The organism is Nocardioides pocheonensis (genome assembly GCF_003725535.1).
Lineage (GTDB): Bacteria > Actinomycetota > Actinomycetes > Propionibacteriales > Nocardioidaceae > Marmoricola > Marmoricola pocheonensis.
On the sequence record NZ_RJSF01000040.1, the window covers coordinates 858,745 to 881,738 of the forward strand.

General features: G+C 70.3%; 21 protein-coding genes. 15 read left to right on the top strand and 6 right to left on the bottom strand.

Annotated features, from left to right (window positions below):
* Window positions 1-51: 51 nt before the first annotated feature.
* Window positions 52-1,254 carry an acyl-CoA dehydrogenase family protein gene (locus EFL26_RS14940; protein WP_123223624.1) on the bottom strand — a complete coding sequence of 401 codons (1,203 nt, stop codon included), beginning with the start codon at window positions 1,252-1,254 and terminating at the stop codon, window positions 52-54.
* A gap of 110 nt (window positions 1,255-1,364) precedes the next feature.
* Here EFL26_RS14940 and EFL26_RS14945 point away from each other — a divergent pair, with 110 nt between their 5' ends.
* The 3 genes from EFL26_RS14945 to EFL26_RS14955 are packed head-to-tail and all read left to right on the top strand — an operon-like array spanning window position 1,365 to window position 3,933.
* Complete coding sequence (locus tag EFL26_RS14945; protein ID WP_123223625.1) at window positions 1,365-2,537, top strand: 3-ketosteroid-9-alpha-monooxygenase, oxygenase component; 1,173 nt, start codon at window positions 1,365-1,367, stop codon at window positions 2,535-2,537.
* On the top strand, window positions 2,537-2,839 hold the full coding sequence (locus EFL26_RS14950) for a hypothetical protein (protein WP_123223626.1): 303 nt from the start codon (window positions 2,537-2,539) through the stop codon (window positions 2,837-2,839). The genes EFL26_RS14945 and EFL26_RS14950 overlap by 1 nt, the downstream gene beginning before the upstream one ends.
* Before the next feature lie 2 nt (window positions 2,840-2,841).
* Window positions 2,842-3,933, top strand: a complete 1,092-nt coding sequence (locus EFL26_RS14955) for a ferredoxin--NADP reductase (protein ID WP_123223627.1) — start codon at window positions 2,842-2,844, stop codon at window positions 3,931-3,933.
* Here the strand turns inward: EFL26_RS14955 and pssA are convergent.
* The 5 genes from pssA to EFL26_RS14980 form a co-directional block, all read right to left on the bottom strand.
* Window positions 3,921-4,865: a CDP-diacylglycerol--serine O-phosphatidyltransferase gene (gene pssA, locus EFL26_RS14960; RefSeq protein ID WP_221176963.1), complete on the bottom strand. Its 945-nt coding sequence runs from the start codon at window positions 4,863-4,865 to the stop codon at window positions 3,921-3,923. The genes EFL26_RS14955 and pssA overlap by 13 nt on opposite strands.
* The gene (locus EFL26_RS14965) at window positions 4,858-5,547 is read right to left on the bottom strand and encodes a phosphatidylserine decarboxylase (protein WP_123223628.1); all 690 of its coding nucleotides are present in this window, start codon (window positions 5,545-5,547) and stop codon (window positions 4,858-4,860) included. The genes pssA and EFL26_RS14965 overlap by 8 nt, the downstream gene beginning before the upstream one ends.
* 209 nt (window positions 5,548-5,756) lie before the next feature.
* Entirely contained in the window at window positions 5,757-7,658 is a 1,902-nt protein-coding gene (locus tag EFL26_RS14970) for an Ig-like domain-containing protein (protein WP_183408195.1), read from the bottom strand.
* A 274-nt stretch (window positions 7,659-7,932) separates the two neighbouring features.
* Complete coding sequence (locus EFL26_RS14975; RefSeq protein WP_123223630.1) at window positions 7,933-8,619, bottom strand: MBL fold metallo-hydrolase; 687 nt, start codon at window positions 8,617-8,619, stop codon at window positions 7,933-7,935.
* Window positions 8,583-9,338 (bottom strand): maleylpyruvate isomerase family mycothiol-dependent enzyme, encoded by a 756-nt coding sequence (locus EFL26_RS14980; RefSeq protein WP_183408196.1) that lies wholly within the window; start codon window positions 9,336-9,338, stop codon window positions 8,583-8,585. Before EFL26_RS14980 ends, EFL26_RS14975 begins: the two co-directional genes overlap by 37 nt.
* A 264-nt stretch (window positions 9,339-9,602) precedes the next feature.
* Between EFL26_RS14980 and uvrA the strand changes: the two genes are divergently transcribed.
* From uvrA to EFL26_RS15040, 12 genes are all read left to right on the top strand, one after another.
* On the top strand, window positions 9,603-12,443 hold the full coding sequence (uvrA, locus tag EFL26_RS14985; RefSeq protein ID WP_123223632.1) for an excinuclease ABC subunit UvrA: 2,841 nt from the start codon (window positions 9,603-9,605) through the stop codon (window positions 12,441-12,443).
* Window positions 12,444-12,558: 115 nt separating this feature from the next.
* The gene (locus tag EFL26_RS14990) at window positions 12,559-13,017 is read left to right on the top strand and encodes a Rieske (2Fe-2S) protein (RefSeq protein WP_221176964.1); all 459 of its coding nucleotides are present in this window, start codon (window positions 12,559-12,561) and stop codon (window positions 13,015-13,017) included.
* A 41-nt stretch (window positions 13,018-13,058) separates the two neighbouring features.
* Entirely contained in the window at window positions 13,059-15,071 is a 2,013-nt protein-coding gene (gene uvrC / locus EFL26_RS14995; protein ID WP_123223634.1) for an excinuclease ABC subunit UvrC, read from the top strand.
* 1 nt (window position 15,072) lies between these two features.
* Window positions 15,073-15,996 (top strand): RNase adapter RapZ, encoded by a 924-nt coding sequence (gene rapZ, locus EFL26_RS15000; RefSeq protein ID WP_183408197.1) that lies wholly within the window; start codon window positions 15,073-15,075, stop codon window positions 15,994-15,996.
* 25 nt (window positions 15,997-16,021) lie between these two features.
* A complete protein-coding gene (locus EFL26_RS15005) occupies window positions 16,022-16,975 on the top strand; it encodes a gluconeogenesis factor YvcK family protein (RefSeq protein WP_123223636.1) in 954 nt (317 codons plus the stop codon).
* Between the two features lie 10 nt (window positions 16,976-16,985).
* Window positions 16,986-17,972 (top strand): DNA-binding protein WhiA, encoded by a 987-nt coding sequence (whiA, locus tag EFL26_RS15010; protein ID WP_123223637.1) that lies wholly within the window; start codon window positions 16,986-16,988, stop codon window positions 17,970-17,972.
* Between the two features lie 129 nt (window positions 17,973-18,101).
* Window positions 18,102-19,097 carry a type I glyceraldehyde-3-phosphate dehydrogenase gene (gene gap, locus EFL26_RS15015; protein WP_123223638.1) on the top strand — a complete coding sequence of 332 codons (996 nt, stop codon included), beginning with the start codon at window positions 18,102-18,104 and terminating at the stop codon, window positions 19,095-19,097.
* Window position 19,098: 1 nt separating this feature from the next.
* Complete coding sequence (locus tag EFL26_RS15020; protein WP_123223639.1) at window positions 19,099-20,304, top strand: phosphoglycerate kinase; 1,206 nt, start codon at window positions 19,099-19,101, stop codon at window positions 20,302-20,304.
* A 58-nt stretch (window positions 20,305-20,362) separates the two neighbouring features.
* A complete protein-coding gene (gene tpiA, locus EFL26_RS15025; protein WP_123223640.1) occupies window positions 20,363-21,160 on the top strand; it encodes a triose-phosphate isomerase in 798 nt (265 codons plus the stop codon).
* Window positions 21,161-21,205: 45 nt separating this feature from the next.
* Entirely contained in the window at window positions 21,206-21,442 is a 237-nt protein-coding gene (gene secG / locus EFL26_RS15030) for a preprotein translocase subunit SecG (RefSeq protein ID WP_123223641.1), read from the top strand.
* Between the two features lie 40 nt (window positions 21,443-21,482).
* Window positions 21,483-21,842: an RNA polymerase-binding protein RbpA gene (locus tag EFL26_RS15035; protein ID WP_123223642.1), complete on the top strand. Its 360-nt coding sequence runs from the start codon at window positions 21,483-21,485 to the stop codon at window positions 21,840-21,842.
* A gap of 169 nt (window positions 21,843-22,011) precedes the next feature.
* On the top strand, window positions 22,012-22,977 hold the full coding sequence (locus EFL26_RS15040; protein ID WP_148046725.1) for a type IV toxin-antitoxin system AbiEi family antitoxin domain-containing protein: 966 nt from the start codon (window positions 22,012-22,014) through the stop codon (window positions 22,975-22,977).
* Window positions 22,978-22,994 lie beyond the last annotated feature (17 nt).

The window sequence follows — 22,994 nt, forward strand, 5'->3', positions numbered from 1 at the left end:
TTCCTCGATCGAGGTGGTTTCGGCAGGCTCAACCACCGGTGGGTGGTCGGGTCAGCGCTTCGCGGCGGGCAGGCCGAGGCCGACGTAGCCGATGATGTCTCGCTGGATCTCGTTGGTGCCGCCGCCGAAGGTCATCACCAGGGACGACCGGTAGAACCGCTCCAGCCGCCCGCGCAGCACGGCGCCGGGCGAGTCGGCGGCCACCACGGCCTCGGGACCGACGATCTCCATCAGCGACCGGTAGACCTCGGTGGCCAGCTCCGAGCCGTAGACCTTGGTCGCCGACGCGTGCGCGGGGGAGAGGTCCTCGGTCGCGGAGGCCAGCTTCCAGTTCAGCAGCTTCAGCATCTCGGCCCGGGCGTGCGCGCGGCCGAGCAGGACCTGGACCCACTCGGCGTCGATGACGCGGCTGCCGTCGGCGTTCTTGGTCTGCTGGGCCCATTCCTGCACCAGGTGCAGGGAGTGCTCGAGCGGGGCGGCCGAGGTCAGCGCGACCCGCTCGTGGTTGAGCTGGTTGGTCATCAGGGCCCAGCCGCCGTTGAGGTCGCCGACGAGGTTCTCCTTCGGCACGCGCACGTTGTCGTAGTACGTCGCGCTGGTGCTGACACCGGCGACGGTGTGCACCGGCGTGTAGGAGAAGCCCTCGGCGCTGGTCGGCACCAGGATCATCGAGAGGCCCTTGTGCCGGGGGAGGTCGGGATCGGTGCGGCAGGCGAGCCAGACGTAGTCGGCGTACTGGATCAGCGAGGTCCACATCTTCTGGCCGTTGATCACCCACTCGTCGCCCTCCAGCACCGCGCGGGTCTGGAGGCTGGCGAGATCGGTGCCGGACCCGGGCTCGGAGTAGCCGATCGAGAAGTGCATCTCGCCCTGGAGGATCTTCGGGAGGATCTCCTCCTTCTGCGCGTCGGTGCCGAACCGCATGATCGTGGGGCCGACCGTGTTGAGCGTGAGGTAGGGGATCGGCACGCCGGCGATCGCGGCCTCGTCGGTGAAGATCAGCTGCTCCATCATCGAGCGGTTCTGACCGCCGTACTCCTCGGGCCAGCCGATGCCGAGCCAGCCGTCCTGGCCGATCTGGCGGATCACCGACTTGTAGACGCTGGCGTCCCCGAACTCCCCGCCATCCTCATGGAAGTGGGCACCCGTGGCCTGGGACAGCCCGGCCCGGATCTCCGGGGTGACGAGCTCCGCGAAGTAGCTGCGCAGCTCGGCGCGGAGCCGCTCCTGCTCGTCGTTCAGTGCGATCCTCATGAAGTCATCCTCACGCAGGTCTGGGGCCCGTGACGGGCGGCGGGGCTGGATTTGTCCCTCGCAAAACTATAACCTGTTCTCGTTTTCAGTCACAGCCTTGGGAGGCACCGATGAGCACCGCCACCACCGAAGCCCGGGCCCTGGACCACGGTCTTCCGCCGGCCCGGTACGCCCGCGGATGGCACTGCCTCGGGCTCGCGGACACCTTCCGCGACGGAAAGCCGCACCGGGTGGAGGCCTTCGAGCGCAAGCTCGTGGTCTGGGCCGACAGCGAGGGCAAGCTCAACGCGCTCGACGGCTACTGCCGGCACATGGGCGGCGACCTGACCCAGGGTGAGGTCAAGGGCGACCAGATCGCCTGCCCGTTCCACGACTGGCGCTGGGGCGGCGACGGCAAGTGCAAGGAGATCCCCTATGCGCGCCGCGTCCCGATGCGCGCGCGCACGGTCCGGTTCGAGACCGCCGAGCGCAACGGCCAGCTGTTCATCTGGCACGACCCCGAGGGCTCCGCGGCCGACCTCGACATCCTGCCGCCCGAGATCCCGGACGTGCTCACCGACGCCTACACCCCCTGGTCCTGGCACACCAAGGAGATCAACGGCTCGCACTGCCGCGAGCTGATCGACAACGTCGCGGACATGGCGCACTTCTACTACGTGCACTTCGCGTTCCCGACCAGCTTCCGCAACGTCTTCGAGGGACACACCGCGACGCAGTACATGTCGTCGAAGGGGCGCCCGGACATGGGCTCCGGCGGGTACGGGGACGAGAACTCCACGCTGAAGTCGGTGGCCACGTACTACGGACCGGCGTACATGATCAACTGGCTCGAGGTGGACTACAAGGGCTACGTCACCGAGGTCATCCTCATCAACTGCCACCTCCCCACCAGCCAGAGCTCGTTCACGCTGCAGTACGGCATCGCGGTGAAGAAGCCCGAGGGCCTCGACGAGAAGACCGTGAACTACATCGCCGAGCGCTACACGGAGTCCTTCGGCACCGGGTTCCTCCAGGACGTCGCGATCTGGGAGAACAAGGCGCCCGTGCAGAACCCGCTGCTGTGCGAGGAGGACGGCCCGGTCTACCAGCTGCGTCGCTGGTACGAGCAGTTCTACGTCGACCAGGCCGAGATCAAGCCGGAGATGGTCGACCGGTTCGAGTTCGAGGTCGACACGACCAAGGCCAACGAGTACTGGCAGGCCGAGGTGGCCGAGAACCTCCGCCGGCGCGCGGAGGAAGGAAGCACGGCGGACGCGGAGGCCGCGGCGACCGCGGACGCGTGATGGGCGCCTTCACCCCGACCCGCCAGGAGACCATCGAGGACCAGAAGCTGTACCTCGACGGGCGACTGCGCGAGATCGCCTGCCTGGACTGCCTGGCCAAGGTGAAGGTCAAGAAGAACAGCGAGCACCACACCGCGGTCCAGTGGTCGGACGAGGCACTGGGGCACTGCACCGAGTTCGCCAGACTGTCCGGGCAGCCCGGCGGTCGGCCGGTCTACGAGTCCTGCCCCCGGCTGATGGCCTCCATCGACCGGGCGGTCACCGAGGGCGAGCTGGAGGTCGGCGCCGAGGATGGTTACTGAGCATGACAACTGAGTCCTACCAGCTTCGCGTCGCGGACGTGATCGAGGAGACGGAGGACGCCCGGTCGATCGTCTTCGAGGTGCCCTCGGAGCTCCAGGAGACGTTCGCCTACACGCCCGGGCAGTTCCTGACCGTGGCCGTGCCGAGCGAGCAGACCGGCCTCGCGGCACGCTGCTACTCGCTGTCCAGTGCCCCGCACAGCGGCCGTCACCAGATCACGGTCAAGCGCACGGTCGACGGCTACGCGTCCAACTGGCTCGTGCAGAACCTCAAGCCGGGGGACACCCTGCGCGTCCTGCCCCCGAGCGGGATCTTCACCCCGAAGGACGTCGACGCCGACTTCCTCCTGTTCGCGGCCGGCTCCGGGATCACCCCGGTGATGTCGATCGCCCGCACGGCGCTCGAGAAGGGCACCGGCAAGGTGGTGCTGTTCTACGCCAACGAGAACGAGTCGTCGGTGATCTTCGCGGCTCAGCTCCGCGAGCTCGCCGAGGAGTACGCCGACCGCTTCACGGTCGTGCACTGGCTCGTGTCCGTCCAGGGGCTCCCCTCGCAGCAGAAGCTGGCCACCTTCGCGACGTACTTCTCCTCCTACACCGCCTTCGTGTGCGGCCCGGGGCCGTTCATGAAGGCGACCACCGACGCGCTCAAGGAGCTGGGCTTCCCGCGCGACCGGCGCCACCAGGAGAAGTTCGTCTCGCTCGGGGGCAACCCCTTCGGTGACGTCGAGGAGGTGCTGGCCGCACAGAAGGAGCTCAAGGAGGCCGACGACCACGAAGACACCGACGATGCGAGCGAGCCGGCCGTCACCGGTCCGATCGCGGTCGAGGTCGAGCTGGACGGCGAGCAGTACTCCTTCGACGACTGGCAGGGCGACAAGGTGCTGCTGGAGTACCTCGAGGAGAAGGGCGTGGACGCGCCGTTCAGCTGCCGCGAGGGCCAGTGCAGCGCGTGCGCGTGCGTGATGCTCGAGGGCGATGTCCGGCTCCAGCACAACGAGGTGCTCGACCAGGACGACCTCGCCGACGGGATCCGCCTGGTCTGCCAGGCGAAGCCGGTGACCGACCGGATCCGGATCAGCTACAACGGCTGAGCGTCCTCGTCGTCGACGGTGTCGTCGCCGGTGATCGGCAGGAACACCGACTGCTGGCGACGGCGGGGCGGGGCGACCGACTGCGGTCCGAAGATCCTCGCCCGCGCCGGTCCGGTGAGCACGCCGAGCGGAGCGGTCAGCACGTAGGAGTAGGCCACGACCAGCATCGTCGCCGCGGGCGCGACGGCGAGGCCGGCCACGAACGCGACGGCCACCAGCGCGGTCGTCACCCGCGCCTGGCGCGTGCGGGGCGTGACCAGGTCGCGGAACGACCGGAACCGGATCGTGCTCACCATCAGGAGCGCCGGGACGACGCTGATGCACGCCGGGAGCAGGATCCGTGGACCGACGGCCAGCTCGGGCCGGTCCAGGGCGATCACGGTGGCGATCACGACGGCCGCGGCACCGGGGCTGGGCATCCCCACGAAGTAGCGCTTGTCCGCGGTCGGGTCGATCGTGAAGTTGAAGCGGGCCAGCCGGAAGGCCGCGCAGGCGAGCCACAGGTACGCCGCGACCCACGCGACCACCGGCCACTCGGGCAGCACCCGGGTGTAGACCAGCACGGCCGGCGCGAGCCCGAAGGAGATGAGGTCGGCCAGGGAGTCCAGCTGGACCCCGAACGGCGACGTGGCACCGATCATGCGCGCGACCGCGCCGTCGCAGATGTCCATCACGATCGCCAGGGTCATCAGCGCGGCGGCCCAGTGGCTGTGGTCGTTGAAGGCCAGGGGGACCGCTGAGAACCCGCAGGCCATGTTCGCGGCCGTGAACATGCTCGGCGCGGTGACCCGCAGCTTCTCCTTGTTCGGCAGCTGGCGCAGGGAGACGACCTCGGCGCCCGAGTGCGACGCGATCCGGAACCGGCGCCGGCGGAGGATCCGGCGCCGTCGGCGGCGGGCCGCTGCGTGGGTCGGCAGCGCCTCGTCAGGCACCGTCGGTCTCCCGGGGCGCCCGCCAGCGACCGAGCACGGTCTCGCCGGCAACGGTCCGGTCACCGCGCGCGACGGTGAGCTCGACGTCGGGGGGGACGAACACGTCCATCCGCGAGCCGAACTTCATCAGCCCGATCCGCTCACCGGTGGCCACGTCGTCACCGGGCCGGACCCGGGTCACGACGCGCCGCGCGACGGCGCCGACGATCTGGCGGAACACGACGACGCGGGTGCGCCCTCCCACCTCTCGCTCGACGGTGATGTCGCTGCGCTCGTTCTCGGTCGCGCTCTCGAACTTGTACGCCGCCAGCCACTTGCCCGGCCGGTAGGTCACGTCCGTGATCCGGCCGCCGTACGGCGCGCGGTTGATGTGCACGTCGAAGACCGAGAGGAAGATGCTCACCTGCTGCCACTCGCCCTGCGCCGTCGCAGGCGGCGCGACACCGGGCTGGCCGGGACCGGCGTGCATGACCTTGCCGTCCGCGGGTGCCACCACGGTGTCCTCGTCGACCGGGGTCGCATCGATCCGGCGGTCGGGGTCGCGGAAGAAGGCCACGATGCCGACGGGGAGCGCCAGCAGCGCGGCAGCCGCCCGTCGACGGCCGAGCGCGGCCGCCAGGAGCGCGGGGGCCGAGCCCACCGCGGCAGCCGGCCAGGCCTCGCGGTCGATCGTGGTCGCCATGCAGACCCTTTCGGGGGGTGAGTGCTCGGCCCAAACTAGCCGCTTCCGCACGGCTTCGGACCTCGTGTCAGCGCACGGACGAGGCGGAGATCACGTGCTCGACGACTCGCTGGCGACCCCACGAACGCCCGCGGCCCCGTCCCGTGATCGTGCTGATCACGGGACGGGGCCGGTGGAGCGGGGGCGTGACTGGATCACACCGCGGGGGGTCAGCCGCGGTGGACCCTCTCGCAGTTCCGGGCCACGACGTCGCCCTTGTCGGCGTAGACGGTGTCCCGCCCGGCGCCGCAGTTGATCCGCTCGCCGCGGACGTGGTCACGGGCCCGGATGATGTCGTTCCCGGGGCCGCCGACGTACGTGTCCTTGCCGGAGCCACCCTTGAGGAAGTCAGCGCCGGGGCCACCGAAGAGCCGGTCGTTGCCGGCATCCCCGAAGATGCGGTCGTTGCCCGAGACCGCGGCCGTCATCCGGCTCGTCGATGCCTTGCCGGTCACGCAGGGTCCGGCATCGCCGTACAGCGCGTCGTTGCCGTCCTGACCGTGAGCGGTGTCGTTGCCGGCGCCGCCCTGGCCGCAGTCGTCGCCCGCACCCAGCAGGAGCAGGTCGTTGCCCGGCCCAGCGTCGACGCCGTCGTTGCCCGCGCCGGTGGTGATGGTCGTGCCCGCTGCCGATCCGCGGACGACCTGGTTCCCGGGCACCACGGCAGTCCCGGATCCGAGCGTCACGGTGGCCGAGGCCACGCCGCCGGCCGGATTGGTGTTGCGCAGGTTGGCCGCCGCGAACTGGGTGCCGATCTGGTTCACACCCGCTGTCGAGCCCGGACCGGCCGTGATCGGGATCGAGACGTCGAAGCTCGTGCCCGATGCGATCGTGGTGTAGGAGCACCCGACGTACGGATAGCCGTTCGCGGCAGTGCAGCCGCTCGGGAGCGCGCCGATCACCGAACCGGTGGGAAGACCGATGTCGAAGTAGGCGCCCGAGACGGCGTCCGGGCCGGCGTTGGCCACGTGCATGGTGGCCGTGTACGACGAGCCGATCGTCACCGAGGCCGGCGTGACGGTGAAGGACGCCGACAGGTCCGCCTGCTGGTAGCGCTGGACGAGGATGTCCAGGCCGTGCCAGCCCTCGTTGCCGTCCGTGACCTCGCCCCCGGTGAAGTACGCCCAACCGGTCCAGTTCGGGTCGGTCGGTACGAAGGTGACGACGCCGGTGCTGCTGACGCTCAGCGTCCCGGGCGCGGTGTCCCCGGAGTTCGGCGGGTAGTAGGTGGGGGCGCTGTAGGTGAGGGGAGTTCCGTCGGGATCGCTGCACCCGAGATCCTGGGTCAACGCGCCGTGGTTGCTGGAGCGCTGCTCGAGGTTCACGTATCCGTTGGCGTCGGCCGCGGTGGTGCAGACGGGGTCGTGGCGGTTGTCCAGCACGATCGAGAACGTGTCGGAGGCGCCGGTGCCGTCGGTCCCGGTCACCTGGACCGTCACCTGCGACGCGTCGACCTGGTCGCTGAAGGTGATCGTCGGGATCGGGGTGCCGGAGCCGTCGCCGGGGTCGACGTCGTGCAGGAGCACGTTGCCGGCCTCGGTGTTCGGCGTGACCGAGTCGATCGCGTAGGTGACGGTGCTGTCCGGTGCGCTGGTGTAGCAGGGGAGGTAGGTGTAGTCGTACGCGTCTCCGAGCCACTTCCAGGCAGACACCGTGGTGGGTCCGCAGTCGACGAAGTCAGTGGGCCGGACCACGTGCACGTAGATCGTGGCCGGCGCCGTCAGGCTGCCGTCGCTCACGGTGGCCTGGAGCTCGTCCCGGCCGTGGAAACCTTCGACGGGGGTGTACTGCAGGTATCCGTCGGGATGGTCCGTGTCGGCGGGCATGACCACGGTCGTGCCGTGAGCGCCGTCCGTCGTGGCGGTGATGGTCAGAGCATCGCCCTCGGCGTCGTTGCACGACCAGACGAAGTCGAGGGCGCTGGGGCTCTGGTTCCCGCCCACCTCGATCGCATCGGCGGGAAAGTCGTTCTGCGCGGTGTACGAGCAGTCGGGAGCGGTGTTCGAGGAGACGACGGCGTTGGCCGGAGCCGCACCCATCACCAGGGGAACGAGGACGAGGCATGCGCTCAAGCCGAGGCGCAGCGGGACAGGACGTATCAAGGCAAGGCCCTTCATTGATGGGAGGTAGGTAGAGGGCCTGTCGTAGGAAGCGCCGTACCCGAGTGCTGGGAACGCTAGGTGCGGTCGCCGGCGGTCGGGGCAGAACGGACAAACGTAGTCGGATCGGACGGTTCGGTACGAAACGCCCACGCTCGTCGGCAATGCGTGCAACGCGCGCCACGGTGCCGGCCCGACCGCTCGCGCAGGGGCCGGGCCAGGGCCTGGACCGCTCGACCCGGTGCGGCTACCAGCCGCGCTCCTCCCACTCCGCCAGGTGCGGCCGCTCTGCGCCGAGCGTCGAGTCGTCGCCGTGACCGGGGTAGAACCAGGTCTCGTCGGGGAGGCGGTCGAAGAGCTTCGTGCGCACGTCGTGCAGCAGCGACCGGAAGGCGGCCGCGTCGCCGAACGTGTTGCCGACGCCGCCCGGGAAGAGCGAGTCGCCGGTGAAGAGGTGGGGAGTGCCGTCGGGGTCGTCGTACAGCAGCGCGATCGAGCCCGGGGTGTGGCCGACGAGGTGGATCACCTCGAGCCGGACCTCGCCGATCTCGACGATGTCGCCGTCCCGCACGCGGTCGTCCACCGGCACGCCGGTCTGCTCGGTGATCGCGTCGGCGTCCGGCTCTCCCGCCACGACCACCGCACCGGTCGCCTCCGCGATCTCGCGCAGCGCGCGGTGGTGGTCCCAGTGCTGGTGCGTGGTGATCACCTTGGAGGCGCCCGCCTCGCCGAGCAGCTTCAGGAGCGTCGGGCCGTCGTCGGCGGCGTCGATGAGCACCTGCTCGTCGGTGGCCCGGCAGCGCAGCACGTAGCAGTTGTTGGACATCTGGGGGTCGACCGCGACCTTCGTGATGATCAGCTTGCTGAGCTCGCGGATGTCGGGGGTCGACCCCGGGGTCACGGAGCCCGTGTAGGGGCCGGTGTACGTCGCCATGGGCCCAGCCTAGGGAGTCCGGAGTCGCAGGCCAGGCCCTCGCCCCGTCCGCGGCCGACCAGCCACCAGCCCAGGTCCGCTGCGGTGCCCTCGACGACCGGCTGCTCCGCGCCGACGCTCCACGTGCGGATCGTGTCGGTCGCACGGATCGTGAAGACGGGGGAGTCGGGGGACGCCGCGTGGTCCTCGGTGGCGAGGTCGAGCAGCTCGACGGCGAAGTCGCCCGGCCAGTCGCGGTGGGAGTAGCCGGCGTCGAGGTCGGCGTGGTGGATCTCCACCTCGCGCCGCCGGGTCGCCGGGACCTCGACCACGGACCACTGCGGACCGTCGGGGACCCGGGCGATGCTCCCGCCCCAGTGCGCCGCGTCGAGCGTCGACAGCGCGTCCCGCAGCGCCTGGCCGGCGCCGAAGAGCCGCTCCCGGATCTCGGCGGGCCCGGCCTGGCTGAGCTCCTCGATGTCGGCGTCCCGCTTCTCGCCGGACTCGTAGACGGGCACCTCCACGTCGTGTGCCAGGCCGTTCACCGCGCCCGCCAGGCCCTCGGCGTTCAGCGCCAGGTGGGCGGCCACGTGGGCGCGGCTCCAGCCCGGAAGCACGGACGGTTCGCCCCAGGCGTCGGGCGACAGGGAATCGACGGTGCGGAGCAGGTGTTGCTCCGACTGGTGCAGTGCGTCGAGCGCGGCGGTGAGATCCGGGTGCGGGGTCGGGTCCGAGGTCATGCAACCAGTCTGCCGTCTGGGCCCGACCCGGTCCCGATCGGATTGTGTCGGAGGTGCGTGAGAAGGTGACGCGGTGTCGGGTACGGCGTCTCCCGAGGTCCCGCCCCGCGGGGTCAGGGATGCTCGAAACCGCCACGGCGATGTGCGAACATGTGTTCGACTCATCGCCGGAACGGGACGCCCGGACCGTGCGGCAACGGCTCAGGGAATGCGACAGGTAGGCAACGACGAGGTCGGGGGACGGCCCGGACAGCAAGGGAAGCAGTGACCGAACAGATCGTCATCCGCGGCGCGCGGGAGCACAACCTCAAGGACGTCTCCCTCGACCTGCCCCGGGACTCCCTCATCGTCTTCACCGGCCTGTCCGGTTCCGGCAAGTCCTCGCTGGCGTTCGACACGATCTTCGCCGAGGGCCAGCGCCGGTACGTCGAGTCGCTGTCGGCGTACGCGCGCCAGTTCCTCGGCCAGATGGACAAGCCCGACGTCGACTTCATCGAGGGCCTCAGCCCGGCGGTGTCGATCGACCAGAAGTCCACGTCGAAGAACCCTCGCTCCACGGTCGGCACGATCACCGAGGTCTACGACTACCTCCGTCTGCTCTACGCGCGCGCGGGCCGGCCGCACTGCCCCGAGTGCGGGGCCCCGATCGAGCGCCAGACCCCGCAGCAGATCGTCGACCGCGTGATGCAGCTGCCCGAGGGCACCCGCTTCCAGGTGCTGGCGCCGGTGATCCGCGGGCGCAAGGGGGAGTACGTCGAGCTGTTCCGCAGCCTCCAGTCCCAGGGCTTCAGCCGGGCCCGGGTCAACGGCGAGACGCACCCGCTCGCGGAGCCGCCCAAGCTCGACAAGCAGAAGAAGCACACGATCGAGGTGGTCGTCGACCGGCTCTCGGCCAAGCCGACCTCGAAGCGACGGCTGACCGACTCCGTCGAGACCGCGCTGAGCCTGGCGTCCGGGCTGGTGATCTTCGACCTCGTCGACGCAGACCCGAAGGACCCGCACCGCGAGCTGAAGTTCTCCGAGCGGATGGCCTGCCCCAACGAGCACGACATCGAGACCGACGAGCTCGAGCCGCGGTCGTTCTCGTTCAACTCACCGTTCGGCGCGTGCCCCGACTGCCACGGCCTCGGCACCCGCATGGAGGTGGACCCCGACCTGGTCGTCTCCGACCCGCAGGCCACGCTGGGCGAGGGCGTGATCGGCCCGTGGTCGGGTGCCCACGTCGCCGACTACTTCACCCGGCTGCTGGGTGCCCTCGGCGACGAGCTCGGTTTCGACCTGAACACCCCGTGGGCGAAGCTCTCGAAGAAGGCGCAGACCGCGATCCTCGAGGGCCACGCGACCAAGGTGCACGTGCGGCACACCAACCGCTACGGCCGCGAGCGGTCCTACTACACGAACTTCGAGGGCGTCCGGCCCTACATCGAGCGCCGGCACCGCGAGGCGGAGTCCGACACCAGCCGGGAGCGGTTCGAGGGCTTCATGCGCGAGGTCCCGTGCCCGGCCTGCGGCGGCAGCCGGCTCAAGCCCGTGTCGATGGCGGTCACCGTGGGTGGACGCAACATCGCCGAGGTCTGCGCGCTGCCGATCAACGAGGCGGCCGAGTTCCTCAACGACCTCGAGCTCTCTGCGCGCGAGCGGCAGATCGGCGAGCGCGTGCTCAAGGAGATCCAGGAGCGGCTGCGGTTCCTGCTGGACGTCGGGCTCGACTACCTGTCGCTCGACCGGGCCTCCGCGACGCTCTCCGGCGGCGAGGCCCAGCGGATCCGGCTGGCCACGCAGATCGGCGCCGGCCTGGTCGGTGTGCTCTACGTCCTCGACGAGCCCAGCATCGGGCTCCACCAGCGCGACAACCACCGGTTGATCGAGACGCTGGTCCGGCTCAAGGACCTCGGCAACACGCTGATCGTGGTGGAGCACGACGAGGACACCATCCGCACCGCCGACTGGGTGGTCGACATCGGCCCGGGCGCCGGCGAGCACGGTGGCCAGGTGGTGCACTCGGGCACGGTCAAGCAGCTGCTCAAGCACCGCGACTCCGAGACCGGCATGTACCTCTCCGGCCGCAAGTCGATCCCGCTGCCCGACGTACGCCGGCCGCGCACGAAGGGCCGCGAGCTCGTCGTGAAGGGTGCGAAGGAGAACAACCTCAAGGACATCGACGTCGCGTTCCCGCTCGGCCTGTTCGTCGCGGTCACGGGCGTGTCCGGCTCGGGCAAGTCCACGCTGGTCAACGACATCCTCTACACGGCGCTGGCCAAGCAGATCTACAACGCCCGCACGGTGCCGGGCCGGCACACCCGCATCACCGGGGTTGAGCACGTCGACAAGGTGATCCACGTCGACCAGTCCCCGATCGGCCGCACGCCCCGGAGCAACCCGGCGACGTACACCGGGGTCTTCGACCACGTCCGCAAGCTCTTCGCCTCGACCCCCGAGGCGAAGATGCGCGGCTATCTGCAGGGCCGGTTCTCCTTCAACGTCAAGGGCGGCCGCTGCGAGGCCTGCGCCGGTGACGGCACGATCAAGATCGAGATGAACTTCCTGCCGGACGTCTACGTGCCGTGCGAGGTATGCCACGGGGCGCGGTACAACCGCGAGACGCTCGAGGTGCACTACAAGGGCAAGACCATCGCCGACGTGCTCGACATGCCGATCGAGGAGGCCGTCGACTTCTTCGCCGCGATCCCGGCGATCTCGCGACACCTCAAGACTCTCGTCGAGGTGGGTCTCGGCTACGTCCGGCTCGGTCAGCCCGCCACCACCCTGTCCGGCGGTGAGGCCCAGCGGGTGAAGCTCGCCTCGGAACTGCAGAAGCGCTCCACCGGCCGCACGGTCTACGTGCTCGACGAGCCGACCACCGGTCTGCACTTCGAGGACATCCGCAAGCTGCTGCTGGTCCTCGGACGCCTGGTCGACCAGGGCAACACCGTGCTGGTGATCGAGCACAACCTCGACGTGATCAAGACCGCGGACTGGATCGTCGACATGGGTCCCGCGGGCGGCAACCGCGGCGGCACCGTCGTCGCCGAGGGCACCCCCGAGGACGTCGCGGCGGTGCCGGAGAGCTTCACCGGCGAGTTCCTCAAGCCGCTGCTCGGCTGAACCTTCAGCGCACGTCGTCCGTGGTCTCAGACAGTTCCAAGAATCACTGCCTACGCTCGCGTCGACCGTTGCCGCGACGCGTGGTGACCTCGACTCCCGACGAAAGGTGCTCCTCGTGACCGAGGCCGAAGCAAGCCGCAGGAACCTCCTCACCGGCCTGGCCGCCGCCGGTGTCGCCCTCCCGCTGGTCGCGGCCTGCGGCAGCAGCGGCAGCGACTCCACCGGAACGGTGCCGTCCACCGGCACCTCGCCGACCGCCGCGGGTACGCCGGCCTCGGGCGGAGGAGGCGGCGGCGGGATCAAGACCTCGGAGATCCCGGTCGGCGGCGGCAAGATCTTCCCTGCGCAGAACATCGTCGTCACCCAGCCCACGGCCGGCCAGTTCAAGGCGTTCTCGGCGATCTGCACCCACCAGGGCTGCCCGGTGAACCGGGTCGCCGGCGGCACCATCGACTGCCCGTGCCACGGCAGCCAGTTCTCGATCGTGGACGGCTCGGTCAAGGGCGGTCTCGCGCAGAGGCCGCTGCCCGAGAAGACCGTGAAGGTCACCGGGGACACCCTGACCGTCACGTGAGGCCTGTCGGGCCTGTCGCCGCCCGCCCGTAGGGTTGCCACGTGGCAGATCCGTCGACGTACAAGCCGAGGCAGGGGTCGATCCCCACCCGGCCCGGGGTCTACCGCTTCCGCGACAAGGACGGCCGCGTCGTCTACGTCGGCAAGGCGAAGAACCTCCGCGCCCGGCTGTCGTCGTACTTCCAGGACATCGCCAACCTGCACCCGCGCACGGCGACGATGGTGACCACGGCCGCCAGCGTCGAGTGGACGGTGGTCGCCACCGAGGTCGAGGCGCTCCAGCTGGAGTACTCCTGGATCAAGGAGTTCGACCCGCGCTTCAACGTGAAGTACCGCGACGACAAGTCCTACCCGTGGCTGGCGGTCACCCTCAACGAGGAGTTCCCCCGCGTGATGGTCGGGCGCGGGGCGAAGAAGAAGGGCGTGAAGTACTTCGGGCCCTACTCCCACGCGTGGGCGATCCGCGAGACCGTCGACCTGCTGCTCCGGGTGTTCCCGATGCGCTCGTGCAGCAACGGCGTGTTCAAGCGGTCCTCGCAGATCGGGCGGCCGTGCCTGCTCGGCTACATCGACAAGTGCGCGGCGCCCTGCGTGGGCCGGATCGACGCCGAGGAGCACCGCCGCATCGCCGAGGACTTCTGCGACTTCCTCGGCGGCCGCACCGACGCCTTCGTCCGCCGGGTCGAGCGCGAGATGTACGCCGCGTCCCAGGCCCAGGAGTACGAACGCGCCGCCCGGCTGCGTGACGACCTCGGTGCGCTCAACAAGGCGCTGGAGAAGCAGGCGGTCGTCTTCGGCGACGGCACCGACGCCGACGTGATCGCCCTGGCGGAGGACCCCCTCGAGGTCGCCGTGCAGATCTTCCACGTCCGGTCGGGCCGCATCCGGGGCCAGCGCGGGTGGGTCGCCGACCGCGTGGAGGACCTGGACACCGGCGGACTGGTCGGCGAGTTCCTCCTCCAGCTGTACGCCGGCGAGGAGGGCGACGCGATCCCGCGCGAGATCCTCGTGCCCGCCCTGCCCGAGGACACCGCGACCTTCGAGCAGCTGCTCAGCGAGACCCGGGGGAGCCGCGTCCAGATCCGGGTGCCGCTCCGCGGTGACAAGCGGCAGCTGCAGAAGACCGTGGCGCAGAACGCCGGGCAGTCCCTCGCGCTGCACAAGACCCGCCGGGCCAGCGACCTCACCGCGCGCAACCAGGCGCTCGAGGAGATCCAGCGCGCGCTGGACCTTCCGTCGGCCCCGCTGCGGATCGAGTGCTACGACATCTCCAACCTGCAGGGCACCGAGGTGGTCGCCTCGATGGTGGTGTTCGAGGACGGTCTGGCGCGCAAGAGCGAGTACCGCAGGTTCGTGATCCGCAGCGTGGAGGGGCAGAACGACGTCGCGTCCATGCACGAGGTGATCACGCGCCGGTTCCGGCGGCTCCTGGACGAGCGCATCGAGCACGGCGCCGTGCCGGGCGGTGACCTGGGCGAGGGTGAGCGCTGGGGTGGCGAGGTGGACGCCCAGTCGGGTCCGCTGCTGGTCGACCCCGAGACCGGCAAGCCGCGCAAGTTCGCCTACACCCCGGGCCTGGTGGTCGTCGACGGCGGTCCACCGCAGGTCGCGGCGGCCCAGCGTGCCCTCGACGAGCTCGGCATCGACGACATCCCGGTCTGCGGCCTGGCAAAGCGGCTCGAGGAGGTCTGGGTGCCGGGCGAGGCCGATCCGGTGATCCTCCCGCGCACCAGCGAGGGCCTCTACCTGCTCCAGCGGATCCGCGACGAGGCGCACCGCTTCGCGATCACGCACCACCGCTCGCGACGGTCGAAGTCGATGGTGGAGAGCCTGCTCGACGACGTCCCCGGCCTGGGCGAGGTCCGCCGCAAGACCCTGATCAAGCACTTCGGGTCGCTGAAGAAGCTCCGGGCCGCGACGGTCGACGAGATCGCCCAGGTGCCGGGCATCGGACCCGCCACCGCCACCGCGATCGCCGAAGCGGTCGCACCGGACGGGGCCGCCCGCAAGACTGTCAGCGTCAACACCGCCACCGGAGAGATCGAGGAAGGCTGACATGGCCGCACAGTTGGGTCCCGGGGTCGAGGACACCGGCGAGTTCCCTGCGGTCGGGTCCAGCGACCAGCTCGGCGAGCTCGTCGTGGTCACCGGCATGACGGGAGCGGGCCGGAGCACCGCGGCCAAGGAGCTCGAGGACCTCGGCTACTTCGTCGTCGACAACCTGCCGCCCGAGCTGGTCACCGAGGTGGTCCGGCTCGTCGACGAGCAGAAGGGCCGCGACCAGCCGATCGCCGTGGTCGTCGACGTCCGCGGCGGCACGTCCTTCCACTCGTTGCGCGAGCAGTTGGCGCAGCACCTGCCGACCCGGCGTACCTCCATGCTGTTCCTCGAGGCCGACGACGACATCCTCGTCCGCCGGCAGGAGGCGGCCCGGCGGCCGCACCCGCTGCAGGCGGGCGGCCGGCTGATCGAGGGCATCGATCGCGAGCGCAGCGTGATGACCCAGCTGCGCGGTGACGCCGACGTCGTCATCGACACCACCCCGCTCAACGTCCACCAGCTCAAGGACAAGGTCGCGCAGGCGTTCGGCGACCCCGGCACGACGGCGCTCAAGGTCACGGTGGTGAGCTTCGGGTTCAAGTACGGCGTGCCGGTCGACGCCGACCTCCTCGCCGACATGCGGTTCCTGCCCAACCCGTACTGGGTCCCCGAGCTGCGCGACTTCACCGGGCGCGACGACGACGTCGCCAAGTACGTCCTCGACCGCGAGGACACCCAGACCTTCCTGGAGCGCTACGTCCCCGTGGTGCAGACCGTGGGGGAGGGCTACCTGCGCGAGGGCAAGCGGTTCATGACGATCGCGATCGGCTGCACCGGCGGCAAGCACCGCAGCGTCGCGATGGCCGAGGAGATCGCCGCGAGGCTGCGGACGCTCGGTCTCGACGCGCAGGCCACCCACCGCGATCTCGGCCGGGAATGACCGCGCATGACGGGACGGTGACCTCGTGACCTGGACCTCCGAGCCGGCGGTGGTGGCCCTCGGCGGCGGCCACGGCCTGGCCGCCTCGCTGGCCGCGCTGCGCCGGCTCACCCCCGACCTCACCGCGGTCGTCACCGTGGCCGACAACGGCGGCTCCTCGGGCCGGCTCCGCGAGGAGTTCGGCGTCCTTCCACCGGGCGACCTGCGCATGGCGCTCGCCGCGTTGTGCGGCGACGACCGGTGGGGCCAGACCTGGGCCCGCGTGCTGCAGCACCGCTTCGAGTCCGACGGTGAGATGGACGGGCACTCCGTCGGCAACCTGCTGATCGTGGCGCTCTGGCAGCTGCTCGGCGACCACGTGGTCGGCCTCGACTGGGTGGGCAGCCTGCTCGGAGCCCGGGGACGCGTGCTGCCGATGGCGGTCACCCCGCTCGACATCATGGCCAGGGTCCGCGGCGTGAGCCCGGACGCCCCCGACGAGGTCAGCACGGTCCAGGGCCAGGTCGCGGTCGCCACCACGCCCGGGGAGGTCCTCGAGGTGAGCCTGGAGCCCGCCGACCCGAAGGCCTGCCCCGAGGCGACCCGCGCCATCGGCGAGGCCGACTGGGTCGTGCTCGGGCCGGGCTCGTGGTACTCCTCGGTGATCCCGCACCTGCTGGTCCCCGACCTCCGCGCGGCCCTTGCCACGACCCCGGGGAACGTCGTCGTGACGCTCAACCTGGAGGCCCAGCCCGGCGAGACCGAGGGGTACACCCCCGACGACCACCTCGCCGTCCTGCACCGCACCGCGCCCGACCTGCGGATCCACACCGTGCTCGCCGACCCCGCGTCGGTGCCGGACGCCGCCTCGCTCGAGACCATGACTCGCGAGCTCGGGGCGCGCCTGGTCCTCGCCGACGTCGCGCTCGACGGCGTACCAGGGCAGCACGATCCCGAGAAACTTGCCCGAGCGTATGCGCGCGTCACCAGGGCGAACTAAGGTGGCGCGCATGGCGATGACGGCGCAGGTGAAGGCGGAACTGGCCAACACAGCGGTGACGAAGACCTGCTGCCGAAAGTCCGAGGTTTCGTCGATGCTGCGCTTCGCCGACTCGCTCCACCTGGTCAACGGCGGCATCGTCGTCGAGGCCGAGCTGGACACCGGGGCCGCGGCGCGCCGTCTCCGCAAGGACATCGCCGAGGTCTTCGGCCACGACTCCGAGGTGGTCATGCTCAAGAGCAACGGCCTGCGCCGCGGCACCCACTACATCGTCCGGGTCGCGCGCGACGGTGAGTCGCTGGCGCGCCAGACCGGCCTCATCGACCAGCGCAACCGGCCGGTGCGCGGCCTCCCGCCGCAGGTGGTCTCGGGCTCGGGGTGCGACGCGGTCGCGGCCTGGCGCGGTGCCTTCCTCGCCCACGGGTCCCTGACCGAGCCGGGGCGCTCCAGCTCGCTCGAGGTGACCTGCCCGGGGCCCGAGGCCGCGCTCGCCCTGGTCGGGTCGGCCCGCCGGCTCGGCATCTCGGCCAAGGCGCGCGAGGTCCGCGGCGTCGACCGGGTGGTGATCCGTGACGGCGACGCGATCGGTCAGCTGCTCACCCGCCTGGGCGCCCACGAGTCCCTGCTCGCCTGGGAGGAGCGGCGGATGCGCCGCGAGGTCCGGGCGACCGCCAACCGGCTCGCGAACTTCGACGACGCCAACCTGCGCCGGTCGGCGCGTGCGGCGGTGGCCGCCGGGGCCCGGGTCGAGCGCGCCCTGGAGATCCTCGGCGACGACATTCCCGACCACCTCCAGCTCGCCGGCCGGCTCCGGCTCGAGCACAAGCAGGCCTCGCTCGAGGAGCTCGGTCAGCTGCACGAACCCGTGCTCACCAAGGATGCGATCGCCGGTCGGATCCGGCGGCTGCTCGCCATGGCCGACAAGCGTGCGGAGGAGCTCGGCATCCCCGACACGGAGGCGTCCCTGACCCCGGAGATGCTCGCCGAGGAGGCTTGAGACCCCGGTCCGCGGGACCTTCGACTGTTACTCGCACGTAGGCCGGACAGCCCGTTCGCGCTGGCGCACGTCCGCGATAGGGTCGAGTGACCGACTTGTGTTAACGATCAAATTCAGGAGTGGATCGCAGTGACTGTCCGCGTGGGAATCAATGGCTTCGGCCGCATCGGGCGCAACTTCTTCCGGGCCGTTCGCGCCTCGGGTGCCGACATCGAGATCGTCGGCGTGAACGACCTCACCGACCCGAAGGCGCTGGCGAACCTGCTGAAGTTCGACTCGATCCTGGGCCGGCTCGACGCCGACGTCACCGCGACCGAGTCCTCGCTGCGGGTCGGTGACCAGGACATCGCGGTCTCTGCCGAGCGTGACCCGTCGGCGCTGAAGTGGGCCGACCTCGGTGTGGACGTCGTGGTGGAGTCCACCGGCTTCTTCACCGACGCCACCAAGGCGCGGGCCCACGTCGACGCGGGCGCGAAGAAGGTGATCATCTCCGCTCCGGCCTCGAACGAGGACATCACGGTCGTGATGGGTGTGAACCACGAGCTCTACGACCCGGCCGCCCACACGGTGATCTCGAACGCGTCCTGCACGACGAACTGCCTGGCGCCGATGGCGAAGGCGCTCCACGAGGAGTTCGGCATCGTGAAGGGCCTGATGACCACGATCCACGCCTACACCGCCGACCAGAACCTGCAGGACAACATCCACAAGGACCCGCGTCGGGCCCGGGCCGCGGCGCTCAACATGGTGCCGACCTCGACCGGTGCAGCGAAGGCGATCGGCCTGGTGCTGCCGGAGCTGAAGGGCAAGCTGGACGGCTACGCCATGCGCGTCCCGGTGCCGACCGGCTCTGCGACCGACCTGACCTTCGAGGCCGCCCGGGAGACCACCGTCGAGGAGGTCAACGCCGCGATCGAGCGTCGCGCCGACGGCCGGTACCTCAAGTACTCCACCGACCCGCTGGTGTCGACCGACATCGTCACCGACCCGGCGTCGTGCATCTTCGACGCGCCGCTGACCAAGGTCATCGGCAACCAGGTCAAGGTGCTCGGCTGGTACGACAACGAGTGGGGCTACTCCAACCGCCTCGCCGACCTGATCCTCCACGTCGGTTCCACGCTCTGAGATGGCGGGGATCGCTGCATCTGATCTGAGCGGTCTGGGCGATCTTCGAGGCAAGCGGGTGCTGGTCCGCTCGGACCTGAACGTGCCGCTGGACGGTGAGCAGATCACCGACGACGGACGCATCCGCGCCAGCCTGCCCACGATCCGGCAGCTGCTCGACCAGGGCGCGCGCGTGGTCGTGATGGCGCACCTCGGCCGGCCGAAGGGAGCGCCCGACCCGGCGTACTCCCTGAAGCCGGTGGCGGTCCGCCTCGGCGAGCTGCTCGGCACCACGGTCGTCTTCGCCCCCGACACGGTGGGGGAGTCGGCCCGGGCCGCCGTGGCCGGACTCGAGGACGGGCAGGTCACCCTGCTGGAGAACGTGCGGTTCAACGCCGGCGAGACCAGCAAGGACGACGCCGAGCGTGGTGCGTTCGCCGACCAGCTCGCCGCCCTCGGTGACGCGTTCGTCAGCGACGGCTTCGGGGTCGTGCACCGCAAGCAGGCGTCCGTGTACGACGTCGCGCAGCGCCTCCCGCACGCGATGGGCGGGCTGGTGGCCCGGGAGATCGACGTGCTGCGCCGGCTGACCGAGTCGCCCGAGCGGCCGTACGTCGTCGTCCTCGGCGGCTCCAAGGTGTCCGACAAGCTCGCGGTGATCGACAACCTGCTCGGCAAGGCCGACCGGCTGCTGATCGGCGGCGGGATGGTCTTCACCTTCCTCAAGGCGCTCGGTCACGGCGTCGGGTCGAGCCTCCTCGAGGACGACCAGGTCGACATCTGTCGCGAGTACCTCCGCCGCGCGGAGGACTCCGGCGTCGACATCGTGCTTCCGACCGACATCGTGGTGGCCGCCGAGTTCAAGGCGGATTCGGAGCCGAAGGTGGTCCCCGCCGACGCGATTCCGGACGACATGATGGGCCTCGACATCGGTCCCGACTCAGGCGCTGCGTTCGCGGAGGCGATCCGCGGTGCGCGCACCGTCTTCTGGAACGGCCCCATGGGCGTGTTCGAGTTCCCGGCCTTCGCCGAGGGCACGCGGGCGGTCGCCCAGGCGCTGACCGAGGTCGACGGGCTCTCGGTCGTCGGCGGTGGTGACTCCGCAGCGGCGGTGCGCCGACTCGGTTTCGCCGACGACGCGTTCGGCCACATCTCCACCGGGGGCGGCGCGAGCCTGGAGTACCTCGAGGGCAAGACCCTCCCGGGCATCGACGTCCTCGACGCCTGAAACACCCGCCGGGTGGTCGATCCTGTCGACACCACCTCGACCTGAAAGCAGACCCTGAATGGCGAAGAACTCGCGCGTGCCCCTGATGGCCGGCAACTGGAAGAGCAACTTGAACCATCTCGAGGCCGTGCACCTCGTGCAGAAGCTGGCGCTCACGCTGGCCGACAAGAAGCACGACTTCGGCAAGGTCGAGGTGGTCGTCGTGCCGCCGTTCACCGACCTGCGCTCGGTGCAGACGCTCGTCGACGGCGACCGGCTCCAGATCCGGTACGGCGCCCAGGACGTGTCCGAGCACGACGGTGGCGCCTACACCGGCGAGATCGCCGCGTCGATGCTGGCCAAGCTCGGCTGCAGCTACGTGGTGGTCGGCCACTCGGAGCGCCGCGAGTACCACCACGAGGACGACGCGCTGGTGAACGCGAAGGCGCACAAGGCGCTTGCCGCGGGCATGACGCCGATCGTGTGCGTCGGCGAGGGCCTCGAGATCCGCAAGGAGGGCCGGCACGTCGAGCACACGCTCGCGCAGCTCGACGGCTCGCTCGCCGAGTTCACCGCCGAGCAGGTCGCCGGCTTGGTGATCGCCTACGAACCGGTGTGGGCGATCGGCACCGGCGAGGTCGCGACCCCCGAGGACGCGCAGGAGGTCTGCGCGGCGATCCGTGCGCGGATCGGCGAGGTCCACGGTGCCGACGCCGCGGACGGCGTACGCGTGCTGTACGGCGGGTCGGTCAAGGCGAGCAACGTCGCGGGCATCATGCAGAAGGCCGACGTCGACGGCGCCCTCGTCGGCGGTGCCAGCCTCCAGGCGGACGAGTTCGGCGGGATCTGCCGGTTCTACGACATGCCTGTGCTCTGACGGCCCAGTGCCTCATTCAGCACTGCGTCAGTTAGGATTCCCGGCGTGATCACCGTTTTCGAGATCCTGCTCGTCATCAGCAGCCTGCTGATGATCCTGCTCGTGCTGCTGCACAAGGGCCGTGGGGGCGGCCTGTCCGACATGTTCGGGGGCGGAGTTTCGAGCGGCCTCGGTGGCTCGTCCGTCGCCGAGCGGAACCTCGACCGGATCACGATCGGCATCGGCCTGGTCTGGTTCGCGTGCGTGATCGGTCTCGGGCTCCTGCTCAAGACCAGCAACTGACCCCCCGAAGCGCACTCGCGCGGACTGAGAAGGAGACCTGGTGGCCGGCGGAGGAAACGCCATTCGTGGCAGCCGTGTGGGTGCAGGGCCCATGGGCGAGGCCGAGCGCGGTGAGGCCGCGCCTCGTCAGAACGTCACGTACTTCTGCTCCCGCGAGCACCGCACGCTGATCGCGTTCGCCGTCGAGGCGCAGGTCCCGGACTCCTGGGACTGCCCCCGGTGCGGCCTGCCGGCCAGCCTCGACTCGGACAACCCGCCCCCGCCGGTGAAGATCGAGCCGTACAAGACCCACCTCGCCTACGTGAAGGAGCGTCGCTCGGACGCCGAGGCGAAGGACATCCTCGAAGAGGCCCTGCAGACGCTGCGCACCCGCCGCAAGAACGGCGAAGTCATCTTCTGACCGCCGAGCGGGCACTGCTGCTGCGCACAACGACGCCGAGCGGGCACTGCTGCTTCGTTGCTGTGCGCTGACAGGGCAGGGCGGCTGGCTAGCTGTACGGCGAGCGGGCAGCGCTGCTGCCTGTGGAGGACGTCCGCGCGAGCGGGACGGTGTCCTCGATCCTGAGGCGATGAGAGCCTCGGAGTGGATGGGCGACGCGCAGCTGCTGGGAAGCACGTTTCCGTTGCCCCTCGACGCGCCGTTCACGGCGGCGATGGCGGATGACGCCGGCGTGAGCAAGAACCACCTCAGGACATTGGTGCGCGAGGGGCTTCTTCGCCGCGTGCTGATGGGCGTCTACGCGGCAGCTCAGGCGCCCGGTTCGGTGCTGTTCCGCGCGCGAGCCCTCGGTCTCGTCGTACCTGAGTGTGCCGTGATCACCGACCGCACCGCGGCCTGGCTCCACGGAGCTCCGGTGCTGGAACGGGGCGCACACCTCGAAGCGCCGCCGATCAGCGTGTGCGAGAGAGTCGACAGCCGGGTACGCCGGGCAGGCGTCGACGGTCGCCGACGCCAGCTGCGCGACTCTGACGTCATGAGCCTGCACGGCCTGATCGTCACCACCCCGATGAGGACCGGGCTCGACCTCGGGCGGCGCTTGTGGCGCTTCGATGCGTTGGCCGCCATCGATGGCGTCCTGCGACTCGGCGTCGATCAGGATCATCTCCTGGAGCAGATCGAGCGGTTCCGAGGTCACCGCGGGGTCCGCCAGCTGCGGTGGATCGCGCCGCTCGGCGACGGCCGAGCCGAGTCACCGGGCGAGTCGGCGCTGCGGTTGCACTGGTACGACGCCGGGCTGCCTCCACCGGAGCCGCAGTTCGCGATCCGTGACGACGACGGGCGCGAGATCTACCGGCTCGACGTACCGGCACCCGAGGTGAGGTACGCGGCGGAGTACGACGGCGAGGAGTTCCACAGCAAGGAGGCAGATCGCGCGCACGACCTGGAGCGTCGGGAATGGATCAGCCGGGAACGACACTGGACGGTCGCCGCCTTCGGCAAGGACGACGTGTACGGCCGGACGACGGACATCACCCGCCGGCTGAGGGTCGGGTTCACGGCAGCCAGGCGCTCGGTCAGCTTCTGGGTGCCCTGAGTCGCACTGCCCGCTCG